The sequence below is a fragment of the Streptomyces sp. NPDC015171 genome (genome assembly GCF_043079545.1).
Classification (GTDB): domain Bacteria; phylum Actinomycetota; class Actinomycetes; order Streptomycetales; family Streptomycetaceae; genus Streptomyces.
The window spans coordinates 345,366-370,866 of record NZ_JBIBUO010000003.1 but is presented as its reverse complement, the minus strand read 5'-3'; the positions used below and the strand labels follow the sequence as shown (position 1 = coordinate 370,866).

The 25,501-nt window shown below is 75.1% G+C and carries 25 protein-coding genes and 1 riboswitch; of the genes, 11 read left to right on the top strand and 14 right to left on the bottom strand.

Annotated features, from left to right (window positions below):
- Window positions 1–48: 48 nt before the first annotated feature.
- Window positions 49–810 (top strand): acyltransferase domain-containing protein, encoded by a 762-nt coding sequence (locus ACF073_RS09865; protein ID WP_392068115.1) that lies wholly within the window; start codon window positions 49–51, stop codon window positions 808–810.
- Between the two features lie 71 nt (window positions 811–881).
- Here ACF073_RS09865 and ACF073_RS09860 read toward each other — a convergent pair whose 3' ends face one another.
- Window positions 882–1,169, bottom strand: a complete 288-nt coding sequence (locus tag ACF073_RS09860) for a hypothetical protein (protein WP_392068113.1) — start codon at window positions 1,167–1,169, stop codon at window positions 882–884.
- Window positions 1,170–1,340: 171 nt separating this feature from the next.
- Between ACF073_RS09860 and ACF073_RS09855 the strand changes: the two genes are divergently transcribed.
- Together ACF073_RS09855 and ACF073_RS09850 are read left to right on the top strand one after the other, a co-directional pair.
- On the top strand, window positions 1,341–1,706 hold the full coding sequence (locus ACF073_RS09855; RefSeq protein ID WP_392068111.1) for a nuclear transport factor 2 family protein: 366 nt from the start codon (window positions 1,341–1,343) through the stop codon (window positions 1,704–1,706).
- 313 nt (window positions 1,707–2,019) lie between these two features.
- Window positions 2,020–2,100: riboswitch (ZMP/ZTP riboswitch) on the top strand.
- 26 nt (window positions 2,101–2,126) lie between these two features.
- Window positions 2,127–2,975 carry a bifunctional 5,10-methylenetetrahydrofolate dehydrogenase/5,10-methenyltetrahydrofolate cyclohydrolase gene (locus tag ACF073_RS09850; RefSeq protein ID WP_392068109.1) on the top strand — a complete coding sequence of 283 codons (849 nt, stop codon included), beginning with the start codon at window positions 2,127–2,129 and terminating at the stop codon, window positions 2,973–2,975.
- Here the strand turns inward: ACF073_RS09850 and ACF073_RS09845 are convergent, their stop codons facing one another.
- Both ACF073_RS09845 and ACF073_RS09840 read right to left on the bottom strand, forming a co-directional pair.
- A complete protein-coding gene (locus tag ACF073_RS09845) occupies window positions 2,976–3,998 on the bottom strand; it encodes a CU044_5270 family protein (protein ID WP_392068106.1) in 1,023 nt (340 codons plus the stop codon).
- Window positions 3,991–4,578, bottom strand: coding sequence for an RNA polymerase sigma factor (locus tag ACF073_RS09840; RefSeq protein ID WP_392068104.1), 588 nt, complete (start codon window positions 4,576–4,578; stop codon window positions 3,991–3,993). The genes ACF073_RS09845 and ACF073_RS09840 overlap by 8 nt, the downstream gene beginning before the upstream one ends.
- 106 nt (window positions 4,579–4,684) lie before the next feature.
- Here ACF073_RS09840 and ctaD point away from each other — a divergent pair, with 106 nt between their 5' ends.
- From ctaD to ACF073_RS09825, 3 genes are all read left to right on the top strand, one after another.
- Window positions 4,685–6,304, top strand: coding sequence for a cytochrome c oxidase subunit I (ctaD, locus tag ACF073_RS09835; protein ID WP_392068101.1), 1,620 nt, complete (start codon window positions 4,685–4,687; stop codon window positions 6,302–6,304).
- Window positions 6,301–6,639 carry a hypothetical protein gene (locus tag ACF073_RS09830; protein WP_392068099.1) on the top strand — a complete coding sequence of 113 codons (339 nt, stop codon included), beginning with the start codon at window positions 6,301–6,303 and terminating at the stop codon, window positions 6,637–6,639. Before ctaD ends, ACF073_RS09830 begins: the two co-directional genes overlap by 4 nt.
- A 182-nt stretch (window positions 6,640–6,821) precedes the next feature.
- Window positions 6,822–8,051 carry a glycosyltransferase gene (locus ACF073_RS09825; RefSeq protein ID WP_392068909.1) on the top strand — a complete coding sequence of 410 codons (1,230 nt, stop codon included), beginning with the start codon at window positions 6,822–6,824 and terminating at the stop codon, window positions 8,049–8,051.
- Between the two features lie 103 nt (window positions 8,052–8,154).
- On the opposite strand, the gene ACF073_RS09820 is transcribed toward ACF073_RS09825, so the two are convergent.
- The 4 genes from ACF073_RS09820 to ACF073_RS09805 form a co-directional block, all read right to left on the bottom strand.
- Entirely contained in the window at window positions 8,155–9,180 is a 1,026-nt protein-coding gene (locus ACF073_RS09820; RefSeq protein WP_392068096.1) for an alcohol dehydrogenase, read from the bottom strand.
- Between the two features lie 188 nt (window positions 9,181–9,368).
- The gene (locus ACF073_RS09815; RefSeq protein WP_392068094.1) at window positions 9,369–10,031 is read right to left on the bottom strand and encodes a TetR/AcrR family transcriptional regulator; all 663 of its coding nucleotides are present in this window, start codon (window positions 10,029–10,031) and stop codon (window positions 9,369–9,371) included.
- 214 nt (window positions 10,032–10,245) lie between these two features.
- Window positions 10,246–12,117: an endoglycosylceramidase gene (locus ACF073_RS09810; RefSeq protein ID WP_392068092.1), complete on the bottom strand. Its 1,872-nt coding sequence runs from the start codon at window positions 12,115–12,117 to the stop codon at window positions 10,246–10,248.
- Between the two features lie 82 nt (window positions 12,118–12,199).
- The gene (locus ACF073_RS09805; protein WP_392068090.1) at window positions 12,200–14,182 is read right to left on the bottom strand and encodes a GTP-binding protein; all 1,983 of its coding nucleotides are present in this window, start codon (window positions 14,180–14,182) and stop codon (window positions 12,200–12,202) included.
- A 213-nt stretch (window positions 14,183–14,395) separates the two neighbouring features.
- On the opposite strand from ACF073_RS09805, the gene ACF073_RS09800 reads away from it, so the two are divergent.
- From ACF073_RS09800 to ACF073_RS09790, 3 genes are read left to right on the top strand one after another with little or no spacing between them, the layout of a single operon-like run.
- On the top strand, window positions 14,396–15,229 hold the full coding sequence (locus ACF073_RS09800; protein WP_392068088.1) for a VWA domain-containing protein: 834 nt from the start codon (window positions 14,396–14,398) through the stop codon (window positions 15,227–15,229).
- On the top strand, window positions 15,211–15,522 hold the full coding sequence (locus ACF073_RS09795; RefSeq protein WP_392068086.1) for a VWA domain-containing protein: 312 nt from the start codon (window positions 15,211–15,213) through the stop codon (window positions 15,520–15,522). Before ACF073_RS09800 ends, ACF073_RS09795 begins: the two co-directional genes overlap by 19 nt.
- A gap of 26 nt (window positions 15,523–15,548) precedes the next feature.
- Window positions 15,549–16,658 (top strand): XdhC family protein, encoded by a 1,110-nt coding sequence (locus tag ACF073_RS09790; RefSeq protein WP_392068083.1) that lies wholly within the window; start codon window positions 15,549–15,551, stop codon window positions 16,656–16,658.
- 464 nt (window positions 16,659–17,122) lie between these two features.
- Here the strand turns inward: ACF073_RS09790 and ACF073_RS09785 are convergent, their stop codons facing one another.
- Complete coding sequence (locus ACF073_RS09785) at window positions 17,123–17,719, bottom strand: GNAT family N-acetyltransferase (RefSeq protein WP_392068081.1); 597 nt, start codon at window positions 17,717–17,719, stop codon at window positions 17,123–17,125.
- A gap of 25 nt (window positions 17,720–17,744) precedes the next feature.
- The gene (locus ACF073_RS09780) at window positions 17,745–18,245 is read right to left on the bottom strand and encodes a metallophosphoesterase family protein (RefSeq protein WP_392068079.1); all 501 of its coding nucleotides are present in this window, start codon (window positions 18,243–18,245) and stop codon (window positions 17,745–17,747) included.
- 90 nt (window positions 18,246–18,335) lie between these two features.
- On the opposite strand from ACF073_RS09780, the gene ACF073_RS09775 reads away from it, so the two are divergent.
- Together ACF073_RS09775 and ACF073_RS09770 are read left to right on the top strand one after the other, a co-directional pair.
- Window positions 18,336–18,773: a MarR family winged helix-turn-helix transcriptional regulator gene (locus ACF073_RS09775; RefSeq protein ID WP_392068076.1), complete on the top strand. Its 438-nt coding sequence runs from the start codon at window positions 18,336–18,338 to the stop codon at window positions 18,771–18,773.
- A 144-nt stretch (window positions 18,774–18,917) separates the two neighbouring features.
- Window positions 18,918–19,502, top strand: coding sequence for a hydrolase (locus ACF073_RS09770; protein ID WP_392068074.1), 585 nt, complete (start codon window positions 18,918–18,920; stop codon window positions 19,500–19,502).
- Between the two features lie 260 nt (window positions 19,503–19,762).
- Here the strand turns inward: ACF073_RS09770 and ACF073_RS09765 are convergent, their stop codons facing one another.
- From ACF073_RS09765 to ACF073_RS09745, 5 genes are all read right to left on the bottom strand, one after another.
- Complete coding sequence (locus tag ACF073_RS09765; RefSeq protein WP_392068073.1) at window positions 19,763–20,035, bottom strand: hypothetical protein; 273 nt, start codon at window positions 20,033–20,035, stop codon at window positions 19,763–19,765.
- An 81-nt stretch (window positions 20,036–20,116) separates the two neighbouring features.
- Entirely contained in the window at window positions 20,117–22,564 is a 2,448-nt protein-coding gene (locus ACF073_RS09760) for a SpoIIE family protein phosphatase (protein ID WP_392068070.1), read from the bottom strand.
- A 54-nt stretch (window positions 22,565–22,618) separates the two neighbouring features.
- Window positions 22,619–23,869, bottom strand: a complete 1,251-nt coding sequence (locus ACF073_RS09755) for an MFS transporter (protein ID WP_392068068.1) — start codon at window positions 23,867–23,869, stop codon at window positions 22,619–22,621.
- Entirely contained in the window at window positions 23,866–25,104 is a 1,239-nt protein-coding gene (locus ACF073_RS09750) for a GNAT family N-acetyltransferase (RefSeq protein WP_392068065.1), read from the bottom strand. Before ACF073_RS09750 ends, ACF073_RS09755 begins: the two co-directional genes overlap by 4 nt.
- Before the next feature lie 137 nt (window positions 25,105–25,241).
- The gene (locus tag ACF073_RS09745; protein ID WP_067045059.1) at window positions 25,242–25,445 is read right to left on the bottom strand and encodes an MbtH family NRPS accessory protein; all 204 of its coding nucleotides are present in this window, start codon (window positions 25,443–25,445) and stop codon (window positions 25,242–25,244) included.
- Window positions 25,446–25,501 lie beyond the last annotated feature (56 nt).

Genomic DNA, 25,501 nt, shown 5'->3' with positions numbered 1-25,501 from the left:
GGCATCGGCTGGTGTCTGCGCCCCGCCCCGGCGTGCCTCAATGGAGCCATGCTCCCTGACGGCAGCAAGGGACGTACCGCTTTTCTGTTCTCGGCCGGTGCCCCGTCGCGGCCGGGGGCGGCCCGGGACCTGCAGACCGCCTTCCCCGTGTTCGCCGAGGCGCTGGAGGACCTGTGCGCCCGTCTCGATCCGTATCTCGAACTCCCCCTGCGCAGCGTGCTGTTCGCGGCCGGCGGGTCGCGTACGGCGGCGCTGCTCGACCGGGCTCCGTTCGCCGGGCCGGCGGTGTTCGCGCTCCAGGTGGCGCAGTACCGGCTGCTGGGCAGCTGGGGTGTGCGGCCGGACGTGGTGTTCGGGCAGGCGGCCGGGCGGATGGCCGCCGCTTACGCCGCCGGGGTGTTCTCGCCGGCCGAGGCGTGCCACGCGGTCGGCACCCTGGCCCGGCTGCTGGGCGGCCGCGGCGGGCCGGCGCCGCACTCCGGCGGCCCGGCCGGGGTCGTCGCCGCGTACGGCCGTACGCTCGCCACGCTCCACCCGCGTGCCCCGCGCCTCCCGCTGGTCTCCGACGTGACCGCGCGGCCGGTGGCCGGCGAGACCGCCGAGCCGGAGTTCTGGGTGGGGCGCGGGCCGCTGCGGTTCGCGGACGCGGTCGGCCGGATGCACCGCGAGGGGGTGCGTACGTGGCTGGAACTGGGCCCCGGGGACCGGCTCACCCGGCTGCTCGCGGACTGCCTCCCGGACGGCCCGGCGGCGGCCTACGCCCTGGACCGGGACTGGCCCGCCCTGCGGGCCGGGGCCGGCCCCGTGTGACGGGCCCGTGTGCGGGGGCGCGGCGGTGAGGGCCGCTCCTCGCGGGGCGGCCCTCGGACGCGCGGGGCGGATCAGCCCTGGACGGCGGGCAGCAGGCCGAGCACCGGCTCGGCCGGGGCGGCGACCTGCCACAGCTGGTTCGCCTGGTTCAACGCGCGGGCCTGCTCGGAGACCCGCGGGATCTGGCCCTGGTACTGCTCCGGGATGCCGGTGACGGCGAGCGAGTCGACCGCGGCCATGGGGCTGAGCCGCCCGGTGTCCGGTGCGCTCGCCTCGGCCGCGTTCGCCAGTGGCGCGGCGAGACCGGTGACGCCGGCGGCGAGACCGACGGCGGCGACGATACGTCGTGTTGAGATCATGTCCTCAGCAACGGCGGCGGGCCCCGGCCGGACACGGGCGGCGGGCCGCGCTCACCCGTGAGGCGGAGCCGGGCGGCCGGGCTTGCCGTGGCCGCCGGGGCGGAGGAGGCTCGGAGAGGGGCCCGTGCGGCCCGCTCCCCGACGGGTCGCGGGCACCTGAAGGAGGTCATCATGGGCACCGCGACGGGGTCCGTATTCGACACCGAGACACTGCGCCGGGGCATCGAGGGGAACACCGGCAACACCCTGCTGTCGCTCTACGCGGACGACGCGGAGATCCGTATCGTCGACCGGAACAACCAGCCGAGTCACCCGACGGTCCTGCACGGCAGGGTCCAGATCGCCGAGTTGCTGGACGACATCTACACCCGCGACATGACGCACCGGCTGGAGCAGTGCGTCATCCAGGGCGATCACGCCGCCTACAGCGAGTCCTGCGAGTACGAGGACGGCACCCGGGTCCTCGCCGAGTCCATGGTCACCCTGCGGGACGGCAAGATCACCGATCAGCTCATCATCCAGGCCTGGGACGAGTAGGGACAGGGCCGGCATGGCGGGCGCCGGGAGGAGAGTCGCGCGGGTCCAGGTCAGCTCACGGCTGACCTGGACCTTCTCGGCCCGGGCCGGACTGGCCCGGGCCCGTACGCGCCGGCCGGCGGCGGTGGCCGCGCGGCGGCGGGTGTCCGTCGCACTGATCCGGTCGCTGCTGCGGGCCGCACGCCTGGGCGCGCGCCCGGCGCCGCCCCGGGCGGTGCCGGTGCGGGCGGTGCGGGGGCGGCGGACGCGGTCCCGGTGAGGGACACGGCAGGGGGGCGGGGGCCGGGAGTCGTACGCGTGCTCGGTTACGCTGTACGCGGGCCGTGACTGGCGCTGAGGTGGAGTACCACCGGGGAGCGGTCCCTGGTCATTGCCGCGCGCCTGGGCGAGGAGAGTCGATCCAGCTCAGGAGTGTGCAGCATGACCCAGGCCCGGCTGATGGACGGCACCGCGCTCGCGCGGCGCATCGTCGAGGACACCACGCGGCGGGCCGCCGCCCTCACCGAGCGGACCGGTACCGCGCCGTGTCTCGCGACGGTGCTGGTCGGCGAGGACCCGGCCTCCGAGACGTACGTCCGGATGAAGCAGAACCGCTGCCGCAAGGCCGGTATCGAGTCCCGGCACGTCGCCCTGCCCGCCGCCGTCACGACCGACGGACTCGTCGGCACGCTGCGGGAGTTGTCGGCCGACCCCGGCGTGCACGGCATCCTGCTCCAGCACCCGGTGGGCGGCCACATCGACGAGCGGGCCGCGTTCGAGGCGATCGCGCCGGAGAAGGACGTGGACGGCGTCACCTTCGCCTCGTTCGCCACGATGAGCTTCGGGCTGCCCGGCTTCGTCTCCTGCACGCCCGGCGGCATCCTGCGGCTGCTCGACGAGTACGGCGTCGACCCGTCCGGGAAGCGGGCCGTGGTGGTGGGCCGCAGCGCGATCCTCGGCAAGCCGGTGGGCATGCTCCTGCTGGCCCGGGACGCGACCGTGACGTACTGCCACTCGCGCACCGCGGACCTGTCGGCGGCGGTCCGCGAGGCCGACATCGTCGTCGCCGCGGTCGGCCGGCCGCGGCTGATCCGGGGCCAGGACATCAAGCCCGGCGCGGTCGTGATCGACGCCGGCTACAACCCGGGGAACGTCGGCGACGTCGACTTCGACACGGCCGTGGAGCGGGCCGCCCTGATCACCCCGGTGCCGGGCGGTGTCGGCCCGATGACGATCGCCACGCTGCTGGAGCAGACCGTCGGTGCCGCCGCCCGGCAGCTCGGGGTGTGATCAGCGCATCCAGGCGCTGTACTCCATGACGGCCCCGGCCCTGACCCCGTACTGGGGCTGGTCCCGGGTGAAGGTGGTCTCCACACCGAGGACGGTGCCGGTCCTGGGGTCCAGGATCAGCATGCGGCGGACGTCCCCGGTGTCGTACACGTACGCGTGGCCGGGGCGGCCGAGGCGGTCGGTCACCTCGCCGGCCGGCCGCAGCCCCTCGGCCTTCGCGAACAGCCGGACCAGGGCGGCCGATTCGGGGGCGCCCAGCGTCCAGTGGTCGAGCAGTTCCCCGACGGCGTCGAACAGTTCGACGGTGCTCAGCGGGGACGTGCCGCGGTCGACCTGGGGCCGGGCGATCTCGGTGAGGTAGGCGCGTAGCCGGGCGGCGGTGTGCGGCGGGGTCCCCTCGGGCGGAGCGTCGTTCCACATCGGCGGGTACGTGGTCCGGCTGATCACATGGCCGTCCGCCACCTCGTGCGGGTCGTCGCCCCCGTCGGTGAGGACCGGGCGGCCCGGGTGGCGCGGATCGGTCGCCACCACCACCTCCGTGTGGGTGGCGTCCGCCCGCCAGCGCACCACGCGCTCCTCGGGGACGGTGACGGGCCGCTTGCCGTCGCTCATGCTGAGGCTCCACGACTGCACGTGCGTGCCTTTGCGCAGCTCCGGTGACCCGCCGGTCGCGGCCGCGTCGGCCAGGGCGACCATCTCCTTCAGCGGTACGGGCGCGGAGTGCGCGCGGACGGAGAGCGGGCGCGGCGCGGCGACGGCCCGGGGCGTGTTCGGACCGCCGAGCACGGCGTTGACGGCGACCGCGAGAACGGCGGCGGTGGCGGCGAGGCCCCAGACCAGCCGGGAGCGCGGGGTTCGGCCGGGGAGCGGGGGAAGCAGCCGCAGCCGGCGCCGCGGCGGATCCTCGTGCAGCAGCCGCTCCAGCCGGTGTTCGGCGCGGTGGTCCAGCGGCCCGTCCCCGAAGTGGGGGCCGTCGGCGGGCACCGGGTCGGCGCGGCGCAGGAGTTCGAGTTCGTCAGCCATGTCGGGCGTCCTTGCGGGAGGTCACGTCGGCGGAGGCGGGCACGGCTGCGGCTGCGGCTGCGGCTGCGGCTGCCGGAGCGGGCCGCATGCGGTCGATCTCGGCTCTCAGGCGGCGCCGGGCCCGGTGCAGGCGCATGACCGCGGCCCGGCCGCCGCACCCCAGCACGACCGCGATCTGCTCGGCGCCGAGTTCCTCCCAGGCCGCGAGGCGCAGCACCTCCTGATCGGGCGGGGACAGCCGGGCCAGGGCCTCGTGCACCCAGGCGCCGGGGGCCTCCGCGTCGGGGCTGTCCACGATGTGCCGGCCGTGTGCCGCCTCGTCGTTGCCCAGCCGGTCCACCAGCCGGCGCCGGCGCCCGTAGCCGCGTACCGCGTTCGCCAGGCAGTTGCGGGCCACCCCGTACAGCCACGGCAGGGGCGCGGCCGGCAGATCGGCCCGGCGCCGCCAGGCGACCGTGAACACCTCCGCCACCACTTCCTCCACCTCGTCGGGCCGCCCCTGCAGCCGCCTCGCGACATAGCGGCTGACCGCCCAGTAGTGCTCGCGATAGGCAGCGGCGAATGTCTCGTCGTTGCTCATGTTCGGTTGGTGTCCGGCACTCCCCGGATCGTCACACCCTTCTTCCGTGATCCTCCTCGCGTCCTGGGAGTGTGACGCGCGGGCGGCGAGCGGACACAGGCGGGACGTGAAGAGGATCCAAGACACCAGGGCCGTGCACTGGCTCACCAGCACCGATCACAAGACGATCGGAACGCTCTATCTGGTCACCGCGTTCGCGTTCTTCCTGATCGGCGGTGTGATGGCGCTGTTCATGCGCGCCGAGCTGGCCCGTCCGGGCCTGCAGATCATGTCGAACGAGCAGTTCAACCAGGCGTTCACGATGCACGGCACGATCATGCTGCTGATGTTCGCGACGCCGCTGTTCGCCGGCTTCGCCAACTGGATCATGCCGCTGCAGATCGGTGCTCCCGATGTGGCGTTCCCGCGGCTGAACATGTTCGCCTACTGGCTGTACCTGTTCGGCTCGACGATCGCGGTGGGCGGCTTCCTCACCCCGCAGGGTGCGGCCGACTTCGGCTGGTTCGCCTACTCCCCGCTCTCGGACGCGGTCCGCAGCCCGGGCATCGGCGCCGACATGTGGATCATGGGGCTGGCCTTCTCCGGCTTCGGCACCATCCTCGGCGCGGTCAACTTCATCACCACGATCATCTGCATGCGCGCGCCCGGCATGACCATGTTCCGCATGCCGATCTTCGTGTGGAACGTGCTGCTGACCGCCGTGCTGGTCCTGCTCGCCTTCCCGGTCCTGGCCGCCGCGCTGTTCGCCCTGGAGGCGGACCGAAAATTCGGCGCCCACGTGTTCGACGCGGCGAACGGCGGAGCCCTGCTGTGGCAACACCTCTTCTGGTTCTTCGGCCATCCAGAGGTGTACATCATCGCCCTGCCGTTCTTCGGCATCATCTCCGAGGTCATCCCGGTCTTCTCGCGTAAGCCGATGTTCGGCTACATGGGTCTGATCGCGGCCACCATCGCGATCGCCGGTCTGTCCGTGACGGTGTGGGCCCACCACATGTACGTCACCGGTGGTGTACTGCTGCCGTTCTTCTCCTTCATGACCTTCCTGATCGCGGTACCGACCGGTGTGAAGTTCTTCAACTGGATCGGCACGATGTGGCGGGGAAGTCTCTCCTTCGAGACGCCGATGCTGTGGGTGACGGGTTTCCTCATCACCTTCACCTTCGGTGGTCTGACCGGCGTGATGCTCGCCTCGCCGCCGATCGACTTCCACGTCTCCGACTCGTACTTCGTGGTGGCCCATTTCCACTACGTGGTGTTCGGTACGGTCGTCTTCGCGATGTTCTCCGGCTTCCACTTCTGGTGGCCGAAGATGACGGGCAAGATGCTGGACGAGCGGCTCGGCAAGATCACCTTCTGGACGCTGTTCACCGGCTTCCACGGCACCTTCCTGGTCCAGCACTGGCTGGGCGCCGAGGGCATGCAGCGCCGCATCCCGGACTACCTGGCGGTGGAAGGGTTCGCCACGCTCAACACGGTCTCTTCGATCTCCTCGTTCCTGCTCGGTCTTTCGATCCTGCCGTTCCTGTACAACGTGTGGAAGACGGCCAAGTACGGCAAGCCGGTCGGCGTGGACGACCCGTGGGGGTACGGCCGTTCGCTGGAGTGGGCGACCTCCTGCCCGCCCCCGCGGCACAACTTCCTCACCCTGCCGCGGATCCGCAGCGAATCCCCGGCGTTCGACCTGCACCACCCCGAGGTGCGGGAGCGGGAGCTGACCGCGCTGTGACCGCCTACGACGAGCGGGATCTCGTCCAGCAGATCGAGGGCCATCTGATGGTGGCCGCCGCCCGGGAGGAGGGCCGTACCGCGGCGGCCCGGCTCAGCACCCGGCTCGGCTGGCTCACCGAGAGCCAACGGGAGGACGTGGAGCGGCAGTTCGAGGCCGAGTACCTGGCGCTCGCCCGGCTCTCGTGGCGACGCACGGCCGAGCGGGCGCAGGAGCTGGGGCTGACGTACGAGTCCCGTTACCGGGCGCTCCGCCGGCGGCTGCTGGCCTGCGCCGTGCTGGGGTGCGCGCTGCTGGCGGCGGCGGTCCTGGTGACAGTGGCCGCCGCCGCGTAGGAACGGGGGCAGTGGGGCCGGGGGGCGGAGCCGGTCCCGCTGGCGGTCGGGGGTCGCCGTCGCGGGTGCGCGGCGCCGGGTCGACCGGCGTCCGCGACAGGCGTGAACCGGCCGGAGAACGCGGTTCGCCGGGACGCACCGAGCACGGTCCGGCCATACTGGCCCTCGTGCGCGTTGCCATCATGACGGCGGGGTCCCGGGGCGACGTCGCCCCCTACACCGGGCTCGGGCACCGGCTCGCCCTGGCCGGTCACGAGGTCACCCTGGTCACACACGGCCGCTTCGAGCCGCTGGTGGCGGGTTCGGGGGTGCGGTTCCACGCGCTGCCCGTGGATCCGCGGGCCGAACTGGAGTCGCCGCGCGGCCGCGGACTGCACCGCAGTGCCAGCGGCACCGGGAAGCTGGTGCGCGTGGTGGACATGGCGCGGCGGCTGGTCGGCCGGCTCACCGAGGACCTGCTCGACGCGGCACGGGCCGGCGACGTCCTGCTGCTGTCCGCCTCCCTGGCCCCGCTCGGGCACACCATCGCCGAGGGCCTGCGCCTGCCGAGCCTCGGCGTCTACCTCCAGCCGCTCGCCGCCACCCGGGAGTTCGCCCCGCCGATGCTGGGCGGCGGCGCCTGGGGACGGCCGGTCAACCGGCTCGCCGGGCAGGGCGTGGGCCTGGCCGTGGAGCATGTCTTCGCCGGGACCGTACCGGCCGTGCGCGAGCGGCTCGGCCTGCCCCGGCAGCGCACCGGTGCCGCGCGCCGGGCACGCGAGCGGCGGCACTGGCCCGTGCACCACGGCTTCAGTCCCCTGGTGGTGCCCCGGCCGGGCGACTGGCGGGCGGGCCTGGAGGTGGGCGGCTACTGGTGGCCGTACGACACCGAGGGCCATCTCCCGCCCGCGGTAAGGGAGTTCCTCGACGCGGGGCCGCCGCCGGTCTTCGTCGGACTGGGCAGTGCCACCGTGCCGGACGCCGGGCGGCTCAGCGCGCGGGTGGCGGCGGCACTGCGGCGGGCGGGGCTGCGCGGGGTGATCCAGCGCGGCTGGGGCGGGCTCGCGGCCGACGGCGACGACATGCTGACCGTCGACGAGGTGCCGCACTCGGTGCTCTTCCCGCGGATGGCGGCCGTGGTGCACCACGCGGGCGCGGGCACGACGGCGGCGGGGCTGCGCGCCGGGGTGCCGGCCGTGCCGGTCCCGGTGCAGTTCGACGCGGGCTTCTGGGCCGGCCGGCTGATCGCCCTGGGCGTGGCACCGGCCTCCGTACCGCTGCGCGGCCTGACCGTGGACGCGCTGTCCTCGGCGCTGGCGCGGGCCACCCGGGACCCGGGGTACCGGCAGCGCGCCACCGCGCTGGGCGCCCGGATCCGGGCCGAGGACGGCACCGCGCCCGTACTGACCGCACTGGACCGGCTGGCCGGCTGACGCGCGCCGTCCGGCGGAGGCCGGATCCCGCACGCGCGCCCGCCCGCACGGTCGCCCGTGCAGCCGCCCCCGGGCGACCCGCCCCCGCCGCGGGCCCCGGTCCTCAGCCCGTGGTCAGGACCATTCGGAAGCGGGCCCGGCCGGCCAGCATCCGGTCGTATGCCTCTCCCGCCCGGTCCAGCGGCATGATCTCGGTCACCGGGCGGATTCCGTGCAGGGCGCTGAACGCCATGCAGTCCTCGACGTCCCGCGATGTGCCCGACGGGTGTCCGCGTACCACCCGGCCGGCGAAGATGAGTTGCAGCGGGCTGATGTCCAGGGGCTCGGGGCCCGCGCCGATGACCACCAGTTCGCCGCGCGGCGCGAGACCGTCGACGGTGGCCGAGATGGCCGCGGAGTTGCCGCCGGTGGCCAGCACCACGCGGGCCCCGCCCAGGGACCGCAGCGCCTCGGCGACCGGGGTCCCGGCGGTGGAGTCGATGTAGTGGTGGGCGCCCAGCTGCTTGGCCAGGTCGGCCTTCTCGGCACCCCGGGCGATCGCCACGGTCTCGTAGCCCATCGCCGCCGCGTACTGCACCCCGAGGTGGCCGAGGCCGCCGAGGCCCTGCACCGCGACCAGGTCCCCGGGCCGGGCGGGGCTGCGCCGCAGCCCGTTGAAGACGGTCACCCCCGCGCAGGCCATCGGTCCGGCGTCGCTCGCCGCGAGCCCCTCGGGGATCCGGGCCAGGGCGTCCACGGGGGCGATCATCCGCTCGGCGAAGCCGCCGTCGTAGCTCCAGCCGGGGACCTTCAGGTTCACGCACATGATGAAGTCGCCCCGGCGGCACGGCTCGCAGTAGCCGCAGCTGCCGCCGAACCAGCCGACCGCCACCCGGTCGCCCTCCTCCCAGCCCCGTTCCCGCGTGCCCTCGCCGAACTCCTCGATCCGCCCGGCGACCTCGTGTCCCGGCACCTCCGGGAACGTGATGCCCGGCAGTGCGGCGGTCACGAAGAAGGTGTCGCTGTGGCAGACGCCGCACGCCTCGACGGCGATCCGCACATGTCCGGGTCCCGGCTGCGGCACCTCGCGCTCGACCAGCTCGAACGCGCCGCTCGGGGCGGTCACCTGTGCGACTCGATAGGTGCTCATGGGTCTCTCCGGGGTACGGGTACGACGGCCCCCCGCACCAGCAGAGCAGCTCGCGCCCGATCCCGCGCGTCGAAGGCGACACACCCGCACTGACCTGCCCAGCCCGGTCCGTCTCCACGGGCCAGGGGGCCAGGGCTGGGGCCGGGGTCCGGGGTCCGCGGCCGGGGTCCGGGGCCGGGAATCAGCGGTCAGGGGCTCCCTGGACGCCAGCCCTCGGGCCGGAGCATGCCCAGCAGCAGCCGGACCAGTTCGTCCACCACCTCGTCCAGCGTGGCGTCCAGCCAGCCGGCGGTCCAGTCGTGCAGCACTCCGTTGACGCTGCCGATGAAGGCCGTGGCCGCGAGGCGGTAGTCGCGCGGCGCCGCCTCCCCGCGGGCCGCGGCGGCGTCCGCCTCGGCGCGGATGAGGCCGACCCAGCGGGCGCGGCGGGCCAGGCGCTGCTCCTCGATGCGGGGACTGACGCCGATGATCTCGACGAAGGCGACGCGGATGCGGCACGGGTCGGAGGTGACGTCACGGGCGTAGGCCCGGAAGAGCACGGTGACGCGTTCGGCGAGCGGCAGGCCCTCCGCGTCGGCCAGCGCGTCCAGGACGGCCCGCTCGGCCCAGCCGTTCACCTGGAGGTGGAGGGCGGCGAGGACGTCCTCCAGGGTGCGGAACTCCTCGTAGAACTGGCGCGTGGACAGGCCGGCGGCCTGGCTCAGCGCGGCCACGGTGGTGCCCCGGTAGCCGGGGGTGTCGCCGAACAGCCGCAGTGCCGCGTGCAGGAACCGGTGCCGGCGCTCGGCCTTGCGTTCCTCGGCGGACCGGCCGCCGTAGCGTCCGGTAGGCGCTCTGAGCCTGCCCCCCATGCTTCCCCCTCCGCCATCCTCCGATCACCCAATCTTGTCGTGCACACACCTTGCCGAGAAGGCCGCCCCCTCCTTACTTTTCAGTAAGTGCACTGTGAAGGTGCCTGTGTTCAGATTCCGGCCGTACGGTTCCCGGCGGTGGTCGAGCGGGGCCCGGACGTCCCTCCCACGTGGCCTCCGAGGTGCCCCCACTCACCCCGGAGGCCACTTCCGGTCAGAACCGGGCCGCCGCCCAGGCGGCCAGTTCGGCCCTGGACGCGGACAGCAGCTCCGCCGCGGGTGCCGCGGCCCCGTCGGTCACCAGCGCGTAGTGCAGTGCGCCGGAGTCCGCGTCGGTCAGCAGCAGCCGGCGAGCGCCCGTGCCGCCCGCCTCCGGGGCCGCGCCGACCGGGGTGGCGGCGGTGTACGGGGGCGGGGCGTGCACCGTGCCGAGGTCGGAGACGACCGTGGTGGCCGGGGCGGAGAAGGACGCCGGCAGATGCAGTTCGGTGGGCGCGGTGCCGTCGCCGGAGCGCCATACGAGTACGCCGTAGCGGCCCGTGCCCACCAGCTTCGCGACGTTCGGCAGCGAGGCCGGCACCGGGTTCCAGGTGAGGGTGGCGGAGCCGTCGCGGGAGCGGTCCTCGTAGGTGAAGGCGAGAGCGGTGCCGGCGGTGGCGCTCGGGTAGACGCGGTCCAGGAGACGGGCGTCCTGGCGCAGGACGGCGTTCCCGGAGTCGTCGAGCCGTACCGCGGACAGGTCCTCGTCGTTCCAGGCGTCCCCGGCGGTGCGCACCTTGCCGGGGTTGCCGTTCATCAGCTCGCGGTGCCGGCCGCTGTAGAGGTCCCACTGCCACTGGGTGCCCGACAGCACCGGGCCGGAGGAGGCCGGGTTCGTCCACCAGCCCGCCCCGGGCAGGCGGGAGTCGAGAGCCTGGTACATGGCCTTCAGGACGGTGGGCGCCTTGTCGGACACCGTGCCGGACAGAGGGTGGCCGAACTCGCCGACCAGGGCGGCGGTGCCGGCGGCGAAGGCGCGGTCGCGGACGGCGGCGAAGTCGGAGGCGTACCGGCCGTCGGTGGCCTTGCCCCACATGAGGATGCCGGAGATGGCCTTCTGGTCGTAGAAGTGGGTGTTGAACACATATCCCGGGCCGAGCGTGCCGGCGTCGAGCAGGCCGCCCTCCTGTCTCTGGGCGGAGATGTTGGCGTTCCAGAACAGGTTCGGCTCGACGAAGGCGGGTTTGTCCTGCCAGCCGGCGGCGTCCATGCGGGCGCGGAACTCGGCGTAGAACGGCCACAGCAGGTCGCGCTCCCAGGTCCGGGAGGTCTGTCCGGAGTCGTACCGGCCCGCGTACGGCTCGTTGTACGGGTCGAAGCCGGCGATGCCCGCGAACTCCTCGGCGCTCAGGTGCTGCCGCAGATGGGCCAGGGTGGTTCCGGCGGTGGCCAGGAAGGCGTCCTGGAGGCCGTGGGCGTTGTGCCAGAAGTCGCTCTGGGCCTGCTGCACGGCCGCGTTCTGCGTGATGTTCTGGCCCCAGAAGAGGCAGATGCCGCAGTTCTCCTTCGGGTAGCCCCCGGCGTCGGCGGCCCATTCGGGTGCTCCGTCGCCGGTGTACCAGCTGCCGGTGTCGAACAGGTACCGGGAGTACAGGTCCTGGTGGAAGTCGGGGAGGACGCGGATGCCCGCGTCCAGGAACGCGCGCATCTGCTCGGTGGCGGCCGTCAGGTAGGCGGTGTCCACCTGGCCGCGCACGGGCTCGGCGTGCGCCCAGGAGAGCAGGAAGCGGACCGCGTTGCCGCCGCCGAGGGCACGCAGCGCGGTCGCGGAGGCGCGGGCGTCGGCGGCGGAGGCGAAGGGCAGGCCGCCGTTCTCCGCCAGTTTGGTCTCGCCGGAGACGTTGTAGCCGCGCAGCACGATCTCGCGGCCCTGGCCGTCGGTGAAGCGGCCGTTCCGCACGGTCAGGGGGGCGCCGTCGAACCAGAGGGAGTCGGGAACGGCGGGGGCGGGGGCGGTGGAGGCGGTGGCGGGTGGGAGTCCCGCCACCGTCAGGGATCCGCAGAGGACGACCAGGACAGCCAGCAGACGCGTCCGGATTTTCGGCATGTCCACTACAGTCCGGCGGGACCCGGGGGGCGTCAATGGATCCTGACCAACGAGTAAGTTGACTATCAGTCAGCTCGGTCGCTCACTCCCCCACCCGGCGGGTGACGTTCAGCAGGTACTCCTTGCGGTCGAGCGGGTTGTGGTCGGTGCGCCGCCGCTCCGGGACCGTGCCGCGGGTGACGGGGGCGTAGTGGTCGAAGACCGTCTCCAGTTCGCCCTCGCCCCGGGTCAGTCCCGGCAGCCGCTGCTCCAGCGCGTACACCTGGGCGGCCGGCACCGTGCCCTCCAGCACACAGGCCATGGCCTGGGCGGCGGTGCGCTCCGGAACCGCGCCGAGCCGGGCCAGCGCCGGCAGCAGCGCGCCGAGCGTGTCGGCCGGCGCCTGGAGCCGGAAGCGGTGCACCGGTTCGTGCACCCGGGTGCCGGCCCGGCGCAGCGCGTCGATCAGAACCAGCGGGGTCAGGCCGCGGAAGTCGTAGCCGGTGCTCGACATGCTCTTGTCGAAGCGCTGGTGGGCGTGGCTCTGCCGGGGCGAGTAGCCGGAGTGGGTCATGGTGACCGTGCAGTCGGTGACCTGCCAGCCGTGCAGCCCCTGGCCGAGCGTCTCGCGGACGGTGTCCTCGACGGCCCTGAAGAAGGCGTACGGCATCGAGCCCAGCTCCACCCCGAGGCGGAAGGCCACGCCGGTGCCGGGCGGGGCGGGGTCCACGCGCAGGCCGACCGTGGCGAGGAAGGGGTTGGCGTCCTTCTTGTCGAACTCGACGGCCTGCCCGGTGCCGAGCGGCCGTTCGACGCACAGGGTCGTCGTCTCGCGGAAGGTGACGTCGAGGCCGTACTCGTCGGCGAGGACGGCCTGGAGGACCTCCTTCTGCACCTCCCCGTAGAGGGACACGGAGGTCTCCCCGCGCAGCGCGTCGTGGCGGACGCCGATCAGCGGGTCCTGTTCGGCGAGCTGGGTCAGCGCCAGATGCAGGAAGCGCCGGTCCGTGCCGGCCCCCGGGACGACGACCGTCTCCAGGGTGGGCGGCGCGAAGTGCTGCTCGTGGGCCCGGCCGGGCGTGCCGAGCGCGTCGCCGATCCGGATGCCGCCGAGGCCCCGCACCTTGACGATCCGGCCCGCCCCGGCGCTGTCGGCCCGGCTGTCCGTGCCCCGGTCGAAGACGTCGAGCCCCGTGACGCGGCCCTCGGTGCCGGCGCCCCGGCGGCCGTCCCCGAACGGGATCCGGTCGCGGACGCGCAGGGTGCCGGAGAAAAGCCGGGCGTAGGCCGCCTTCTCCCCGGCCGGGCCCCGCTCGACCTTGAAGACCGTGCCGGACAGGGGGCCGTCCGGATCGCCGGCGGCGGCGGGCAGCAGCCGCTCGATGCCGCCGATCAGCTCGGGCACGCCGGCGCCGGTGAGGGCGGAGCCGAAGTACACCGGGTGGACCGCGGCGCTCCGGGTCTGCGCGGCCAGGGCGCGGCGCACCCGGCCGGCGGGGACCCGGCCGTCGAGACAGGCGGCGAGCAGGCCGTCGTCGCGGTCGGCCAGCGTCTCCAGCGCGTCCGGGCCGAGGCCGGGGTCGAAGCGGGCGGTGCGGGTGCCGAGTCCGGCGGGCGTGCCCATCGGGACGAGCGGTACGGCCAGCCGCTGCGCCATCTGGCGGAGCACGGCCGCCTCCCGGGCGCCGCGCCGGTCGATCTTGTTGACGAAGACCAGGGTGGGGATGCGCAGCCGGCGCAGGGTGCGCATCAGCACACGGGTCTGCGCCTGGACGCCCTCGACGGCGGAGACGACCAGGACGGCACCGTCGAGCACCCCCAGCACCCGCTCCACCTCGGCGATGAAGTCCGGGTGGCCGGGGGTGTCGATGAGGTTGACGGTGACGCCGTCGAGCGGGAACGACACGACGGCGGACTTGATGGTGATCCCTCGCTGCCGCTCCAGCGCGAGGGTGTCGGTGGCGGTGCTGCCCGCGTCGACGCTGCCGAGCTCGTCGATCACTCCGGCGGTGTGCAGCAGCCGTTCGGTGAGGCTGGTCTTACCGGCGTCGACATGGGCGAGGATTCCGAGATTGAGCAGGTGCACTGAGCGTGATGTCCTTCGGCATGGGGTGGGTTCCTTCCTCGGCGGACATGCACGCAGCTCGCATCTCGACGGTCCTCTCGATATGACGTCCGGTCCTGATCAGTGCAGCAGCGCCGGCCCCGCGACGGCAATGGATTAACGCTCAACCAACCCGCGGGTGCAGCGTTCGCCGCCCTCGGCACACGGCCCTAGAGTGACCTGCATCACGTCCGGGTGGCTGATCTCCTTCGCTCCGCCCGCACGGTCTGGAGGACCGATGACCCGCATCAAGGTGAACGTGGACGGCACGACGCCGAGCGGCTGTACGCGTTGCTGCGCGCCGTCGGCCTGCTGCGGCCCGGCGTCCCCGGGGACGTGTACTGGGCGGGACGGGCCACCCTGTGCGGCGGCCATGACGACCGGGAGCGGTACGAGCGGGTGTCCGCCGCCTACTTCGGGCCCCCCGGCGAGTCCGCCCGGCCTCCGGCGCGCACCGCGGCCCCGCCCCGGCACCGGCTGGTCGCGCGGAGGGCCGCGGGCGCCCCGCGGACGGCCGGCGAGAGCGGGCCCGCCGGCCCGCCCGCGGTCACGCTCGCCAGCTCGGCCGAGATGCTGCGGCACCGCGACTTCGCCGCGCTGGACGCCGCCGAACGCGCCCAGGTGCACCGTCTGCTCGCCGCGTTCGCGCTGCGCGGGCAGGCCCGGCGTTCGGCACGGCGGCGGCCCGCCCGGCGCGGCCGGATCGATCCGCGCGGCACCGTGCGGGAGCTGCTGCGCGGCGGCGGCGAACCGGCCCGGCCACGGCGGCGCGCGCGGGTGCCGCGGCCCCGCCGGGTGGTGCTGCTCGGCGACGTGAGCGGTTCGACGGCGCCGTACGCCGGCGCGCTGCTGCGGTTCGCACACGCGGCGGTGCGCGGGGGCCGCACGGAGGTGTTCACCATCGGCACCCGGCTGACCCGGGCGACCCGCGAACTCGCGCACCGCGACCCGGACGTGGGCGCCTCGCCACCGCCGTACCGGACTGGCGCGGCGGCACCCGGCTCGGCGAGTTGCTGCGCGAGTTCCTGAACCGCTGGGGGCAGCGCGGGATGGCGCGCGGCGCGGTGGTCGTACTGCTCTCGGGCGGCTGGGAGCGCGGCGGTCGGGAGCTGCTGGGCGCCCAGATGCGCCGGCTGCGCCTCCTGGCCCATCAGGTGTTCTCGGCCAACCCGCGCAAGGCCCGCCCCGGCTACGCGCCGCTCGCCGCCGGGGTGGCCGCGGCCCTGCCCAGCGTGGACGCCTTCGTCGAGGGGCCACAGTCTGGCGGCGCTGGAGCGGCTGGCGGCGGTGGTGCGCGGGGCGACCGGTGGGACGTCCGGTGACACGGGCGTGGTGAGAGGAGCCGACGGTGCGTGAGATTCTGCCGACCCTGGAGCGCTGGTACGCGGCCGGGATCCCGTTCGGGCTCGCCACGGTCGTCGCGGTCAGCCGCAGTGCGCCGCGCGGGCCCGGCGCGGCCATGGCGGTGGGCCCGGACGACGAGGTCGTGGGCAGCGTGTCCGGCGGCTGTGTCGAAGGGGCGGTGTACGAGCTGGCGCAGGAGGTCGTGGCGGGCGGGGAGGCGCGGCTCGCGACGTTCGGGTACAGCGACGAGGACGCGTTCGCGGTCGGGCTGACCTGCGGCGGCGAGATCACCCTGCTGGTGCGGCCGGTGACCGCCGCCGCGGACCCGGTGTTCGGCGCGGTCGCCGCCTCGGTCGCCGCCGGCGAGCCGGTGACGGTGGCCACGGTGGTCGACGGACCCGCCCCGCGCGGGACCACCCTGGCCGTCTGGCCGGGCACCGAGGCCGGCACACTCGGCACGGCCGGGCTCGATGTCGCGGTCACCGCCGACGCGCGCGGCGAACTCGCCCTCGGCGCCTCGGTCCTGCGGCACTACGGCCCGCGCGGGGAGCGCCGCGAGGACGCGGTCACGGTGTTCCTGCAGTCGTTCGCGCCGCCGCCGCGGATGCTGGTCTTCGGCGCGATCGACTACGCGGCAGCGGTGGCGCGCATCGGTGAGTTCCTCGGCTACCGGGTCACGGTGTGCGACGCCCGCCCGGTCTTCGCCACGCCCCAGCGCTTCCCGGCGGGAGTGGAGGTCGTCGTCGCGTGGCCGCACCGCTATCTGAGCGACACCGGCACCGACGAGCGCACGGTGATCTGCGTCCTCACCCACGACCCGAAGTTCGATGTGCCGCTGCTCCGGGAGGCGCTGCGCCGGCCCGCCGCGTACATCGGGGCGATGGGCAGCCGCCGTACCCACGACGAACGGCGTGAGCGGCTGGCCGAGGCCGGGCTCTCCGCGGCCGAACTGGCCCGGCTGCGTTCGCCGCTCGGGCTCGACCTCGGGGCCCGGACGCCGGAGGAGGTCGCCGTGTCGGTCGCCGCGGAGATCGTCGCCCTGCGCTGGGGCGGCAGCGGTGTGCCGCTGACCGCGACGACCGGCGCCATCCACCCGCCTCCCGCCGCCCTGTGAGTGCGAGGAGAACGCCATGGAGCTGCGGCACGAGTCCACCGTCCCGGTCCCGGTCGACGACGCCGCCCGCCCGGGAGGAGGCCGAGCCGCTCGACCTGCTGCGTACCGCCGGCCTCCCGGTGGCCGCACGGGCCGTGGGGGGCGTGGCGGCCGTGGCGGCGGTCGCCGCTGTCGTACTGCTGGCCGCCCGGGTACGGCGCCGCAGGCGGGGCGGGCCGGCCGGCCGCGCGGTCCGGCGACGGCAGGAGTGCCCGGGCGTCGGCCGGGGGCCGGGCGTCGGCCAGGGGCCGGGCGACCGGCTCCCGCACGGGCGGCCGGGGCCGAGTCGCCTGCGGCGCCGCGCGCGGGCGGTCCGGCCGGCCCGGTGGGCGCACCGCAGCGGCCGTACGGCGAGTCGCGTGCCGAGCGGCGTGCCGAGTCGGAACGTGGCCGTCGTCCGGGCGGCGCGGTACCTGCCGGGGGGGCTACGCGGGCTCCGGGTCGCCGGCCACGCGCGCGTGCAGATGCTGGTCGTGCCAGCCGTCGGCGTGCAGCAGGGCGCCGCGCTGGGTGCCCTCGAAGGCGAAGCCGGCCTTCCCGGCGACCCGGCAGGAGGCGGGGTTGGCCGTCGAGTGGCACAGGCGCAGGCGGTGCAGGCCGAGGTCGGTCAGCGCCCAGCGGGCGAGCCGCCGGGTCGCGGCGACCGCGATGCCGCCGCCGCGCGCCGCGGGCAGCAGCCAGTAGACGAGTTCGGCGGCGCCGCCCGCGAGATCGACGTCGTTGAGCCCGATGAGCCCGGCGGCAGGTCCCTCCGGCCGTTCGACCGCCCAGACGGCGCCGGTCTCGGCCCGCCATCGCTCGTGCATCCGGGCGATCCGTGCGCGGGCCTCGGCACGGTCGGCCACCGTGAACAGGTTCCACCGCCGGATCGCGGGATCCTGCCCGGCGGCGACCAGCGCGCCGGCGTCCTCGGGCCGCCAGGGCCGCAGCGCGAACCCGCCCGGCAGTCCCAGGACGGGCTGCGGCCGGCCGGCCATACGGCCCGCCGGTACGACATCGGGTATGCCGGCGCTGGAGATCATTCCGGCATCCTCGCACGGGCGGCCGCTAGCGCGGCGGCAGGCGGTGCAGGGTGACCTCGGTGAGCGCGCCGCCGGCGACCGTCGCCGTGAGGTAGGTGCAGTGGGGCTGGCGGCGGCGGTCCGTCGGGGAGCCGGGGTTGAGCAGGCGCAGGCCGCCGGGTGCGGTGGTGTCCCAGGGGATGTGGCTGTGCCCGAAGACGAGGACGTCCAGGTCGGGGAAGCGGGCGGCGCAGCGGGCCGCCCGGCCCTGGGCGGGTCCGGTCTCGTGGACGACGCCGAAGCGCAGGCCGGCCAGTTCGGCGCGGGCCACCTCGGGCAGCCGGGCGCGCAGGTCCGGGCCGTCGTTGTTGCCGTAGACCGCGATCAGCCGTCGGCTGCGGCTCTCCAGCAGGTCGAGGGTGGCGGTGTCGACCCAGTCCCCGGCATGGAGGACGACGTCCGCTTCCGGGAGTTCGGCGAGCAGCCGTTCCGGGAGCCGCTTGGCGCGCAGGGGCAGATGCGTGTCGGACATGAGGAGGAGGCGCACACCGCCAGCCTAGGACACCCGGGCATATAGACAGCCGAGGCTGAACAGGCCGAACTGGACAGTCCAGCCTGTCGGTCATAGTCTGGCGCCATGGCCGACATCTCCGACTCCGCCGCCCGTGCCGCGCGTGATCTGCGCGTGGTGTTCAGCAGGCTGCGACGCCGTATCCGGGAGGTGGCGCAGGACGCCGACCTCAGCCCGTCGCAGGAGTCGGCGCTCACCCTGGTCGGCAAGCACGGCGCGGCCACGGCCAGCGCCCTCGCCGCCGCCGAGGGCGTACGCCCGCAGTCCATGGCCAGCACGCTGGCCGCCCTGGAGCAGCACGGGCTGATCCGCCGCGCCCCCGACCCCGACGACGGCCGCCGCCAGCTGGTCACCCTGACCGACGCCGGCCGGGCCCGGGTCGCGGGGAACCGGCAGGTGCGCGAGGAGTGGCTGGCCCGTGCCTTCCAGGACCGGTACACCGACGAGGAGCGGCAGACGGTCCTCGCGGCCCTCGAACTGATGGAACGGCTGTCGCGGTCGTGACACCGGGGCCCACCGCGCGCGCAGCGGCCGGAGCCGGCCGCCGGTACCTCGCGCCGGCGCCGGCCGGCCCGGCCCCCCTCGCCGTGCCGCCCCACCCTGACCACCCCGGAACACCCCGAACCCCTGGAAAGGCCTGACCGACCCATGTCGCTCACCACGCTCGACCCCCGCACCGCCCTCGTCGCGATCGACCTGCAGCGCGGCATCGCGGCCATGCCCACCCAGCCGTACCCGGGCGCGGAGGTCATCTCCCGCACGGCCGGCCTCGCCGAGGCCTTCCGCGCCCACGGGCTGCCCGTGGTCCTCGTCCGGGTCTCCTTCGCGGCCGACTGGGCGGACGCCGTGCCCGGCCGCACCGAGGGGCAGGCGCGCGGGCTCTCCTTCCCGGAGGGCTGGGACGTCATCGTCGACGAACTGTCCGGGCACCCCGGTGACATCCACGTCACCAAGCACAACTGGAGCGCCTTCCACGGCACCGACCTGGACGTCCAGCTGCGCCGCCGGGGCATCACCCAGATCGTGCTGACCGGGATAGCCACCAGCATCGGCGTCGAGTCCACCGCCCGCGACGCCTACGCGCACGGCTACCACGTCACCCTGGCCACGGACGCCATGGCCGACGCCGACACCGAGGCGCACGCGAACAGCGTCGAGCGGATCTTCCCCCGCCTCGGCGAGCGCGGCACCACCGCCGAGATCCTGGAGCTGCTCGCCAAGACCCGCGCCTGACGGGCCCCGCCTATCGCACGCCGGGCCGCTTCAGCGGCTCCCACCAGTCCCGGCGGTCGCGGTACCAGGCGACCGTCTCCGCGAGGCCGGCGGTGAAGTCGCGGCGGCGCCCGTGACGAGCGGGTTCATGACCGGGTCCGCACCCGCCCGCCGCGGTGCGCGCCCGTGTCGGTCATCGTCCCGGTGTGGGCCGCCGCCCGGGGCGGCCGTCCGCCGGGCCCCCGGCCCTCATTCCTGGCCGTGCGCCGGGCCCCGGGCGCTCACTCCTCCTCCTCGGCCGCCGCGCGCCGCACCTCCGTCTCGATCTCGGCCCGGGACCGCCCGGTGTCCCTGGCGTACTCGTTCACCGCCGTCTGCAGATCGCGTTCCAGGTCCCGCCAGGCGCGCAGGGCTGTCTCGTAGGTGCCCGACTCGGCGCCCGTCATCTGGCGCCCGGCCGGCGGCCCGTAGGCGGCCCGCAGTTCCTGGACCTGGGTGTGGGCGGCGCCGGCCGCGCGCTGCTTCGCGACCAGTTCTTCGAAGGTGTACGACACGCCAACCGACCCTAGGCAGCCCCGCCGGGCGGACCCGCGACGACCTGCCGGGGACGCCCCCACCCGTACCCGAGTGGCGGGTCAGCCGGCCGGGACCAGGTCCGCCCAGACCTGTTTGCCGCCGCTGACCGGCACCGTCCCCCAGGCCGCCGACACGGCCTCCACCAGCAGGATGCCCCGGCCGCCGGTGGCCTCCCAGCCGATGCTGGTGGGCTTCACGGGGCTGCGCGGGGAGGAGTCGGCGACGGCGAGCCGCAGCCGGTGGCCGACCAGGCTCATGTCGACCCTGACCGGCCCGCCGGTGTGCACGAGGGCGTTGGTGACGAGTTCGGAGACCACCAGCAGGGCCGCGTCGACCGTGTCCCGCGGGACGCCCCAGGCGCGCAGGGTGCGGCGGGTGAAGCGGCGGGCGTGCCGGACCGCCTCCGGTACCCGCCACACCGTCCAGCTCTCCCGCAGCGGCCGTACGGCCATGCCGTCGTAGCGCATCAGCAGCAGAGCCACGTCGTCTCCGCGGTGGGCGCCGGTGAGCACGGCGTCGGCGACCAGCCCGAGGTGGGCGGGGTCCGCGGCGGCCAGGTCGCGGGCCAGCCGCTCCATACCCTCGTCGAGGTCGGACTCGGCGGACTCCACCAGGCCGTCGGTGGTCAGCGCGACCACCGTGCCCGGCCGCAGCCGGAGCGGGGTCATCGGGAACTCGGCCCGCGCCTGCACACCGAGCGGCGGACCGCCCTCGGCCTGCACGATCTCGGTGCTGCCGTCGGGGTGGCGCAGCACCGGCTGGAGATGCCCGGCGCGCACGCACCACGCGGTGCCCTGCTCCATGTCGACGTCGACATAGGCGCAGGTGGCGAAGAGGTCGGTCTCCATCTCCAGCAGCAGCCGGTTGGCGTGGGCGACGACCACGTCCGGGGCGTGGCCCTCGGTGGCGTAGGCGCGCAGCGCGGTGCGCATCTGGCCCATCAGGGTGGCGGCGCCCGCGTTGTGCCCCTGGACGTCCCCGATGACGAGGGCGACATGGTGGTCGGCGAGCGGGATCACGTCGTACCAGTCGCCGCCGACCTCCAGACCGGCCGTGGCGGGCAGGTAGCGGGCGACGGCGACCGCGCCGGGCAGCCGGGGCAGTCTGCGGGGCAGCAGGGTGCGCTGGAGCATGCCGACGAGTTCGTGCTCGGCGTCGAAGGCGTGGGCGCGCAGCAGGGCCTGGCCGGTCAGCGCGGCGGTCGCGGTGAGCAGGGCGCCTTCGTCGGGGCCGAAGTCGTGCGGGCTGTCCCAGCCGATCAGGCAGGCGCCGGCCATGCGGCTGCCGGCGGGCAGCGGCAGGACGGCGAGGCCGCCGGGGCCGACCTCGCCGAGGGCGGGCTCCAGGGCGGAGCCGGCGGGCCAGATCCGGGCGCGGCCCTCGCGCAGCGCCGCGGCGAGGGTGGGCATGGCGCGCACCGGCGCGTCGGGCCACTCGGTGCGCCATTCGGTACGCCACAGCTCGGGCCATGCCTCGGGTTCGGGCGGGTCGAGGACGGTGACGACCAGCCGGTCGTTCTCCAGTTCGGCCAGGGCGATCCGGTCGGCGTGCAGCGGCCCCCGCAGGGCGGCGACGACGGCCTGGCCCACGTCCCTGACGGTGCCGGCGGTGGCGAGGGCGGCGGCGAGGCGCTGCACCCGGGCCACGTCGGTGACGTCGGAGCGCAGGGTGGAGGCGTCGGCGACGGTGCCGACGAGCCGGGCCGGGCGGCCGTCGCCGCCGGGCAGCAGCAGGCCGCGCAGCCGCAGCCACACGGGCGGGCCGGCGGGCCGCCGGATGCGGAAGTCCAGCTCGCGGTCGCCGATGGACATGTGGTCGGCCTCGACCACGGACATGAGCGCGGGCAGGTCCTCGGGCACCGTACGGCCGAGCAGGGTCTCCACCCGGCCGTCGAAGTCCTCCCGGCCGATCCCGAACAACCGCAGGATCGCCCCGCCGACCTCGACGCGGCCGGTGTCCATGGCCAGGCTGAAGGCGTCCTCGGGCAGTTCGCCGGTGTCGCCGGCGGCGGCCGGGGCGGGGACGGCGACCGCGCGGCCGATCAGTTCCAGGCAGGCCCGTTCGCCGGTGCCGAAGCCGCCGGGGTGCTCGCCGACGGCCAGCAGGCAGCCGCCGCCCGCCGGGCCGAGCGGCAGCACGGCGAGGGAGAAGCCGGCGGCCGGGGTGCGGCGCGCGTCCGGGCAGCGGGCCAGCTCGGCGGGGCCGAGCCACAGCGGCCGCCCGGTGCGGTGCCCCTCGGCGACCGGCGAGGGGCCGGCGGCCGGATAGCCGTCCCGCAGGCCGTACAGGGTGCGGGGCAGCCCCGCCGACTCGGCGAGGACGAGCAGGGCGGGGTCGCGGCCGGGCGTGTACACCCCGGCGAAGGACGCCCCGGCGAGCACGAGCGCCTGTTCCAGGACCCGGCGGAGCCGGTCGGGGGCGGCGGGCGAGGCCAGCAGCGAGGCCAGGGCGATCCGGGCACGCTCCGGCGCCGTCCCGGTCGCGCTGGTCGCAGCGCCCTCACTCACCACGTCGCCATTACAGCGCGTGCGAGCCGCCCGCGCAGCCCCTGTGACCGGGGCTCAGACGGACATCGAACGGATGCCCTTGCTGAAGGTGGCCGTCACCGCCGCGACGGTGACCAGCAGCGGGAACACCAGCATGGCCGGCGCCGGGCTCCAGCGGGCCAGGAGCGCGCCGGCCAGGGCGGGGGCGAGCGCGGCGGCCGAGCCGGCGGCGAGCAGCACCGCGCTGACCACGCGCCCCTGCAGATGGTCGGGGGTGACGGCGGCCTGGTGCGCGAAGAGCGCGGCGTTCGCCGTGGGTCCGAGGAACACCGCGGCGGCCAGCGGTACGGCGGCCAGGACGGTGCTGGACAGCAGGGCGCCGACCGCCATCAGCACGGCGGTCGTCCAGCAGAGCAGGGTGATCAGCACGGGCAGCCGCAGCCGCCGCTGGAGCGCGGGGGCGGCGAATGCGCCGAGGAGACCGCCCAGCGCGAAGATCGTGCCGGCGAGGCCCACCAGGAACGGGGAGACGCCGGCGCGGCGCAGCGCGAGGGTCATGGCGAAGATCATGCCGGTGAAGGCCATGTTCAGCGGGGCGGCGATCACCAGCAGGGCGCGCAGGAAGGGATGGCCCAGCAGGAAGCGCAGGCCCTGCGCGGCGGACCCGCCGGCGCCCGGACCCGCCTGTGGTCTGGCCTGCTGGAGGGGCCGCCGGATGCAGCAGACCGCCGCGAGGGAGAGCAGGAAGCTGAGCGCGTTGCCGAGGAAGGGCAGGGCCCGGCCGATCCCGAACAGCAGGCCGCCCAGCGGCGGACCGGCCAGCGTGACGCCGTAGGTGCGCGCCTCGTTGCGGGCGACGGCGGAGGTGAGCTGGTCGGGGCGGACCAGGGAGCGCACCGAGGCGTGCTCGGCGGTGCTGAAGACGGCCGTCGCGGCGGCGCCGGCGACCACCACCGCGACGATCAGCGGCACTCCCGCGGCATCGGTCAGCACCGCCCAGCCGAGGAGGGCGTACACGGCGAGCCGCAGGAGGTCACAGACGATCATCAGCCGGCGCCGGTCGAAGCGGTCGGCGAGGACACCGGCCGGCAGCCGGCACACCAGGGTGGTGACGAGCCCCGCCGTGCCGACGAGCCCGGCCCGCGCCGGGGATCCGGTCTGCTGCAGGACCAGCAGCGGCAGCGCCAGCTCCACCATGGCGCCGCCCAGGTCGGACAGGCACTGTCCGCTCCACAGCAGGGTGAAGTCGCGGTTGCGCCACAGACTCGGCGCGGGGCCCGTCCGGGCGGCCTCGGCAGCGCTTTCGCTGACCGGCGGCCGGCTCATACGGAGTCCTCGGCGGAGACGACGCCGGCCTGGGGCCCGGCGGCCGGCCGGGCCTGGGCCGCGGTGGCCCGTCGGGCCTGGGCCGCGGTGGCCGCTCCAGCCTGAACACCGGTGGCCGATCCAGGCTGAACCCCGGTGGCCGATCCAGCCTCGGCCCCCATGGCCGATCCGGACTGAGCCGTCACGACCGCTCCGGCCTGGTCGGTGCCGGTCGGACCGGCCTGGTCGGTGTCGGTGGGTCCGGCCTGGTGGGCGCTGTCAGGTCCGGCCTGGCCCGCGGCGGCCGGTCCGGCCTCGGCCCCCATGGCCGATCCGGTCTGCGCCGCGGTGATCACTTCGGACTGAGCCGTCACGACCGCTCCGGCCTGGTCGGTGTCGGTGGGTCCGGCCTGGTGGGCGCTGTCAGGTCCGGCCTGGTCCGCGGCGGCCGGTCCGGCCTCGGCCGTGATCAGCGGTCCGGCCGGGGCCGCGGTGGCGAGTCCGGATCGGGCCGTGGGGGCCGGCCCGGACTGGGCCCCGGTGGTCGGTCCGGCATCGTCCGCCGCGCCCCGTCCGGCTCGGCCCGCACCCGCCGACCCGGCCTCGGCCGTGGTCTCCTCTCCGGACTGGTCCGTAGCGGCCGGCCGGGCCTGGGCCGCGGTGGCGGACCCGACCTGGGCCACGCCGGCCGGCCCGGGCCGGGCCTCCGTCGTGGCCGGGCCGGGATGGGGCTCGGGGGCCGGGCCGGGCTGGAGTGCGGTGGGGATGACCAGCATTTTCGACACGGAGCCGTCGTCCCCGACGACATCGCGGACATGGCGGAAGCCCAGGCGGCGGCAGAGGGCGAGGCTCGCGGTGTTCTGCGCGCCCACCATGCCGTAGGCCTCGGTGAGGCCGAGGTTGTCGGCGGCGTGCCGGAGCAGGCCGCGGATGGCCTCGCCGCCCAGGCCGCGCCGCCAGTACGCGGGCGCGAACGCGGTGACGAGTTCGTGGCCGTCGACGTTCCCGGTCCGCTTCACCTCGGCGTGGCCGACGTACGTGCCCTCCAGCCACAGACCCCACACGTCGAAGCGCCGCTGGGGGTAGACCTCGGCGAGGATGGCGCGGAACAGCTCGCGGATCTGCGGTTCGGGCACGAGGTCCTGGCCCATCCAGCGGCACACCTCCGCGTCGCGCAGCAGGGCGACGAAGACGTCCTCGTGTTCGGGTCGGTAGGGGAGGAAGTCCAGGCGTTCGGTGCGCAGGACGGGGGTCATGGCGGGCTCCTCGGAGTGTGATGCGGTGCGGCGGGGGCCGAGGGCGGCGGGGCGCCGGGACGGCGACGCGTGGGGGGGGACTCGCCGGGCCGGCGCGGGTGCGGCCGGCCCGGCGAGCGGGGTGGCGGTACGGCCGGTCAGGCGCCGGCGTTCTCCATGCGCTCGCGGAGGCTCTTGGGCCGCATGTCGGTCCAGACCTCGTCGACGTACGCGGAGCACTCGGCCTCGGTGCCCTCCTTGCCGACGGGCTGCCAGCCGGCGGGCACCTCGATGTCGGCGGGCCAGAGCGAGTACTGCTCCTCGTCGTTGCGCAGGACCTGGTAGCGGGTGTTCTCGTCCATGTGGTCGTCCCTCGTGTCGCGGTCGGAGTGAAGGGGGGTCGGTGTGTGTGCGGTGG

Bases quoted from the DNA above. Each gene is read 5' to 3' on its own strand.
- ACF073_RS09865 (WP_392068115.1), top strand. From the start codon at position 49: ATGCTCCCTGACGGCAGCAAGGGACGTACCGCTTTTCTGTTCTCGGCC.
- ACF073_RS09860 (WP_392068113.1), bottom strand. From the start codon at position 1,169: ATGATCTCAACACGACGTATCGTCGCCGCCGTCGGTCTCGCCGCCGGC.
- ACF073_RS09855 (WP_392068111.1), top strand. From the start codon at position 1,341: ATGGGCACCGCGACGGGGTCCGTATTCGACACCGAGACACTGCGCCGG.
- ACF073_RS09850 (WP_392068109.1), top strand. From the start codon at position 2,127: ATGACCCAGGCCCGGCTGATGGACGGCACCGCGCTCGCGCGGCGCATC.
- ACF073_RS09845 (WP_392068106.1), bottom strand. From the start codon at position 3,998: ATGGCTGACGAACTCGAACTCCTGCGCCGCGCCGACCCGGTGCCCGCC.
- ACF073_RS09840 (WP_392068104.1), bottom strand. From the start codon at position 4,578: ATGAGCAACGACGAGACATTCGCCGCTGCCTATCGCGAGCACTACTGG.
- ACF073_RS09825 (WP_392068909.1), top strand. From the start codon at position 6,822: ATGACGGCGGGGTCCCGGGGCGACGTCGCCCCCTACACCGGGCTCGGG.
- ACF073_RS09820 (WP_392068096.1), bottom strand. From the start codon at position 9,180: ATGAGCACCTATCGAGTCGCACAGGTGACCGCCCCGAGCGGCGCGTTC.
- ACF073_RS09815 (WP_392068094.1), bottom strand. From the start codon at position 10,031: ATGGGGGGCAGGCTCAGAGCGCCTACCGGACGCTACGGCGGCCGGTCC.
- ACF073_RS09810 (WP_392068092.1), bottom strand. From the start codon at position 12,117: ATGCCGAAAATCCGGACGCGTCTGCTGGCTGTCCTGGTCGTCCTCTGC.
- ACF073_RS09785 (WP_392068081.1), bottom strand. From the start codon at position 17,719: ATGATCTCCAGCGCCGGCATACCCGATGTCGTACCGGCGGGCCGTATG.
- ACF073_RS09775 (WP_392068076.1), top strand. From the start codon at position 18,336: ATGGCCGACATCTCCGACTCCGCCGCCCGTGCCGCGCGTGATCTGCGC.
- ACF073_RS09770 (WP_392068074.1), top strand. From the start codon at position 18,918: ATGTCGCTCACCACGCTCGACCCCCGCACCGCCCTCGTCGCGATCGAC.
- ACF073_RS09755 (WP_392068068.1), bottom strand. From the start codon at position 23,869: ATGAGCCGGCCGCCGGTCAGCGAAAGCGCTGCCGAGGCCGCCCGGACG.
- ACF073_RS09750 (WP_392068065.1), bottom strand. From the start codon at position 25,104: ATGACCCCCGTCCTGCGCACCGAACGCCTGGACTTCCTCCCCTACCGA.
- ACF073_RS09745 (WP_067045059.1), bottom strand. From the start codon at position 25,445: ATGGACGAGAACACCCGCTACCAGGTCCTGCGCAACGACGAGGAGCAG.